Source organism: Streptomyces sp. NPDC060194 (assembly GCF_042728285.1).
Classification (GTDB): domain Bacteria; phylum Actinomycetota; class Actinomycetes; order Streptomycetales; family Streptomycetaceae; genus Streptomyces.
Map to the genome: position 1 here is coordinate 1 of NZ_JBHWZH010000233.1, position 5476 is coordinate 5476.

General features: G+C 71.2%; 1 protein-coding gene. It reads right to left on the bottom strand.

Going from position 1 to position 5476, the window contains the following annotated elements:
• Positions 1–45 precede the first annotated feature (45 nt).
• Positions 46–5367, bottom strand: coding sequence for a pullulanase-type alpha-1,6-glucosidase (gene pulA, locus ACFWEG_RS28010; protein ID WP_387220635.1), 5322 nt, complete (start codon positions 5365–5367; stop codon positions 46–48).
• Positions 5368–5476: the final 109 nt, after the last annotated feature.

Sequence of the window (5476 nt, forward strand, 5' to 3'; positions counted from 1 at the left end):
GCCTGGTGCGGCCGCGCGCCCCGGCGGGCGGTGAGCTCCTCCGGATCAGCCGCGGTCGAAGACCGCGACCGTCCTGGCCGGCACGGTGAAGGTCCCGGACGCGGCGTCGAAGGCGGACGCCTTCACCCCGGCGTCGGAGCCGTCCCGCTGGACCCGGTGCAGCCGGTAGTCGTCGCCCGCGAGCGCGCCGACGGTCTGCTTCTGCGCCTCGGGGGTGGCGTTGAAGACGACGACCAGGTCACCGAGGGTCATGGTGACCACGCCGGGCGTCTCGTCCGGCCCCGAGAGCGGGAAGCCGAGCGCGGCCTGCACCTCGTCGGCCGACTTCAGGCCGAAGACCGGCTCGGTGGTGCGGATCTTCAGCAGGTCCCGGTACGCGGCCGAGGCGCCGTCGATCTGCGGGCAGCCGGGCGCGATCGCCGGGTTCGCCAACAGGGGCTTGGCGAAGGACCACTTGGGCTGGTTGTCGGCGGCCGGGGGCAGCCCGCGGCCGAAGCCGTTGCCGTCGGCGCAGTCCCAGTGGATCGCGTTGAACCAGTCGCCGCTGTCGTAGGAGTTGCGGTCGAGGGACTTCGACCGCAGCAGGTCGGTGCCGGCCTGGGAGAGCGCCGGGCCCTGGGAGAGGGCGGCGGTGCCCATGGCGAGGACCTGCATGCGCGCCCGGTCGGCCGCGGACGTGCCGGCCGGGAGCTTGAAGGCCAGCGCGTCGAACAGCGACTCGTTGTCGTGGGCGTCGGCGTAGGCGAGCGCGTCGCCGGGGACGGCCGCGTAGCCGGCCGGTGAGCCGTTGTAGTCGACCTGGGAGCCCTTGACCCGCTTGCCGGCGGTGTCGGTGAAGGCGTAGTCGGCGAGGTTGCCGCTGAGACCGACCTTCAGCAGGTCCTGGTAGTGCAGGAGGCGGGCCTTCTGCTCGGCCTCGGTGCCGTTGGCCTTCGAGGTGTTGGGGTCGGTGTAGAGGCCGGAGGCGAAGCCCTGGACGCCCGGGTCCTCGTCGAACGGACCGCCGCCGCGGACCGCGTCGCGGGCCCGGTCGGAGAAGGTCGCGACGCCGGTGCCGGCCATGTTCTTCTGGGTGGCCTGGACGAAGCGGGCGTCGTCGGCGACCTCGCCGAAGTTCCAGCCCTCGCCGTAGAGGATGATCTCCTTCCCGTTCACCCCGTCCTTCGCGAGAGTCAGCTCGTCGAGTGCCTTGCGGACGGCGAGGATGTTCGCCTTCGGGTGGTGGCCCATGAGGTCGAAGCGGAAGCCGTCGACCTTGTAGTCGCGGGCCCAGGTGACGACCGAGTCGACGATCAGTTTGCCCATCATCGCGTTCTCGGTGGCCGTGTTGGCGCAGCAGGTGCTGGTGGCCACCGAGCCGTCGGCCAGGAGCCGCTGGTAGTAGCCGGGGACGACCCGGTCCAGGACCGAGGTGTCGGCCTGGCCCGCGCTGGTGGTGTGGTTGTAGACGACGTCCATGACGACCCGCAGCCCGTCGTCGTTGAGCGCCTTCACCATCTGGCGGAACTCGACCGTGCGCTTCGTGCCGTCGGGGTCGGAGGAGTAGGAGCCCTCGGGAACGGTGTAGTGGTAGGGGTCGTAGCCCCAGTTGAAGCCGTCCTTCGCGGCGATCTTCGCCACGCACTCCTGCTGCTTCTCGGAGTCGGCGGGGAACGACGTGAGGTCGCAGTCGACGCTCTGCGCGCCGGACTCGGGGATCGTCGCGATGTCGAAGACCGGCAGCAGGTGCACGTAGGAGGTGCCGGCCCGCGCCAGGTCGCGCAGGTGCTTCGAGCCCTTGCTGTCCTTCTCCGTGAAGGCCAGGTACTTGCCCCGGTTCGCCGCGGTGGTGGTGCGGTCGGCGACGGAGAAGTCCCGGACGTGCAGCTCCTGGATCTGCGCGTCGCGCAGCGGCACGGCGGCCGGCTTGCGCAGGCCGGTCCAGCCGGCGGGCGCGAGGTCCTTCGCCTTCAGGTCGACGACCAGGCTCCGCTTCGAGTCGGTGGTCAGGGCGACCGAGTACGGGTCGGTGACGGTGTTGGTGACGACCTTGCCGACGGTCGGGGCGTAGACCTTCACCTGGAAGGCGTACTTCTTGCCGGTCCAGGAGGACGGGCCGGTGACGGTCCAGGTGCCGGAGTCGGCCCGGCGGGTCATGGCGACGCTCCGGCCGTCGATCTCGAGCGCGACGGACTGGGCGGTGGGAGCCCAGACGCTCAGGGTCGGCCGGCCGCGGTCGAAGACCGGGCCGAGGGCCTGCTGCTGCGCGGCGCCCGCGTACAGGTCGTCCAGGACCCCGCCGATCTGCACGCCGGTGGCGGCGACGACCGCACCGTTGGCCGCGCGCTGGGAGGCGATGACCTGGCCGCGCAGGACGTCCTTCAGGCCGTCGCGGTCGCGCGGGTGGATCGTCCAGGCGGTGTACTTCGCCAGGTGCGGGAACTTCGCCTTCTGGGCGTCGGTGAGAGCGGCCCTGTCCAACCGGATCCACCGCACGTCGTCACCGGTCAGCTGTCCGTCCTTCAGCGCGATCGAGCCGCTGCGGGAGGCGAGGAGCTGGGTGGAGGCGGCGGAGTCGACGCCGTTCCAGGCGACGGTGTGCGCGTCGATCCAGACGGCCTCGGACTTCTTCAGGTCCAGGGTCGTGCTCTTCGCCTGCGGCAGGAGGTACTTCTCCCGGCCGCTCAGCATCCAGACCTCGTGGCCGATCGCCGTGAGGTCGAGCGACTGGTCGGCGGGCAGGTCCTTCTCGTCGCCCTTGTGCAGGATGTACGAGAGCGACGTGGCCCCGTCCGCGAGCGGCACCTCGTAGACGGCACCGTAGGCGTCGATCCGGGTCGGCAGAAGGGGCTTGGCCCAGTCGGTGGGGTTCGCCGCGCCGGTCCAGGTGTGGACGCCCCAGCCGTCGTAGTCCCCGTCGGGCCGCTGGTAGTGCAGGACGGCCTTGGTCCTGTCCTGGGGCGGGTAGGCCCCGTCGGGGGCGGTGGTGGCCTGCGCGTCCTTGCCCTGCGCGATCCACACCTCGCCGGTGGTCCCGAGCGGGACCGTCCGCTGCGGGCCGTCGACCGTACCGCCCTTGACGACGGTGTACGGCAGGGAGTCGGCGCCCTGCTCGACCTTCACCCAGGCGAAGGCGCCGTAGGCGTCACGGCCGGTGAAGGCGGCCTTCTTGTCGCCGGAGACCAGCTCCCAGCCGTCGTAGTCGCCGTCGGGGCGCTGGTAGTGGACGACCGCGTAGTCGCGCTGGACGGCGCTCGGCGGGGCCTCCACGACCGGTGTGCCGGCGGTGGTGGCGGCGAGGTCGCTCGCGGTGCGGCCGCGGGCGTCGACGACGACGGCCTTGTAGCGCAGCGCCGTGCCGGCGGGCGCGGTGACCTTCTGGGTGACCTTGTAGGGGGCGTGGTCGGCGGAGCCGAGCGTCCGCCACTTCCCGTCGCCGACCTGGGCGGCGAAGACGACCCGGTTGGTGCCGGGGGTGCCGCCGTCGACGTTCGCGGCGATCTCGACCGTGCCGGTCGCGCCCGCGGCCGGGGCCTTCAGGTCGACCGACGGCGTGGTGCCGGCGGTGACGGACGGGTCGGAGGAGCGCAGGACGACGGTGGACAGGGCGGGGAGGGTCAGTGTGACCTTCTGGCCGGCCTGCGCCTTCAGCGCATCCTTGTCGCCGTACAGCACACGGTGGTTGCCCGAACCGGTGGTCAGCTCGACCGTCTTCGCCGTGGTCGCGTTGTTGGCCGCGACGACGTACTCGGTGCGCCGGTCGGTGCGGGAGAACGCGTAGACGGAGTCCTTCGCGAGCCGCTCGGTCTGGATGCCGTCGCGGAGCGCCGGGTGGTCCTTGGTGAGCTTGGACAGGGCCGCGATGGAGCGGTAGAGCGGGTGGGTGGTGTCGTAGGCGTCCGAGGCGTGGGTGCGGTCGGTGCCGAGCTGGTCGTCGTCGAGGTAGGCGTCCGTCTTCGAGGCGAAGAGGGTCTGCCGGGCGTCCTTGTCACCGCCCGCGCCGGTGAAGCCCTGCTCGTCGCCGTAGTAGACGACCGGGTTGCCGCGGCTGAGGAACATCAGCTCGTTGGCGAGACGCGCCCGCCGGACGAGCTCGGCGTCGTCGGCCTTCGGGTTGTCCTGCTTCAGGAACGTGCCGATGCGGCCCATGTCGTGGTTGCCGAGGAAGGTCGTCGACTCGTAGGCGTTGGCCTTGTCGGTCGTGTACCGGTAGTCCTGGCCGAACACCCCGGCGAGCTTCCCGGCGTCCGCGCCCTGGGAGGCGAAGTTCCGGGCGGCCTCCTGGAACGGGAAGTCCAGGGTGGCGTCGAGCCGGCCCTCGGTGACGTACGGGGCGGTGATCGCCGGGTCGGAGGAGTACACCTCGCCGAACATGAAGAAGTCGTCCCGGCCGCGCTTGGCCGCGTACGCGTCGAGCGACTCGGCCCACTGCGTCCAGAACTCGCGGTTGACGTGCTTGACGGTGTCGATGCGGAAGCCGTCGATGTCGAAGTCGCGGACCCACTTCTGGTAGATCTTCTCCATGCCCTCGACGACCTCGGGACGCTCGGTCCACAGGTCGTCCAGGCCGGAGAAGTCGCCGTACTCGGAGGACTCGCCGGCGAAGGTGGAGTCACCCCGGTTGTGGTACATCGTCGGGTCGTTGAGCCAGGAGGGGACCTTGAGGTCCTTCTTGGCGGCGGGGACGACGGGGGTCCGCGGGAAGCTGTCCGCGGAGACCTTCGGGAACCTGCGCTCACCGTCGGCGTAGTCGTTGTCGTCGAACGTGCGGCCGTCCGAAGTCCGGTACGGGAAGGCCCCCTTGGAGAGGTAGTTGTACGCCTTCTCCTCGTAGTCGATGACGTCGGCCGTGTGGTTGGTGATGACGTCGAAGAAGACCTTCATGCCCTTGGCGTGGGCCTTGTCGATCAGCCTCTCCAGGTCGGCGTTGGTGCCGAAGTGCGGGTCGACCTGGGTGAAGTCGGTGATCCAGTAGCCGTGGTAGCCGGCGGAGGCGTTGTCGCCGGTGCCCTGGACGGGCTGGTTCTTGAAGATGGGCGCCATCCAGATGGCGGTGGTGCCCATGCCCTTGATGTAGTCCAGCTTGTCGGTGAGCCCCTTGAGGTCGCCGCCCTGGTAGAAGCCCTTGTCGGTGGGGTCGAACCCGGTCGTCAGGCGCGAACCGGTCAGTCCGCCGCGGTCGTTGGCCGTGGAGCCGTTGGCGAACCGGTCCGGGAGCACGAAGTAGAACTGCTCGCGGGTGAGGTCGTGCCGGGCGGGCTCGGCGGCGAGCCGGGCGTCGGAGGGTGGTGCGGGCGGCCGGGGCGCGGCCGTCGCGGGCAGCGCGGGCACGAGCGCCGCGCTGAGGGCGACGGCCAGGGTGGACGCTGCCGTTCTTCGGCGTATCACTGTCGGGCTCCTTGCGGGAGGCGGAGGGCTGCGGACGGCGGCGGGGGGCCCCCGGGGGGGGGGGGGGGCCCCGGGGCGGGGGGGGGGGCGCGGGGGGGGGTGTAGTGGA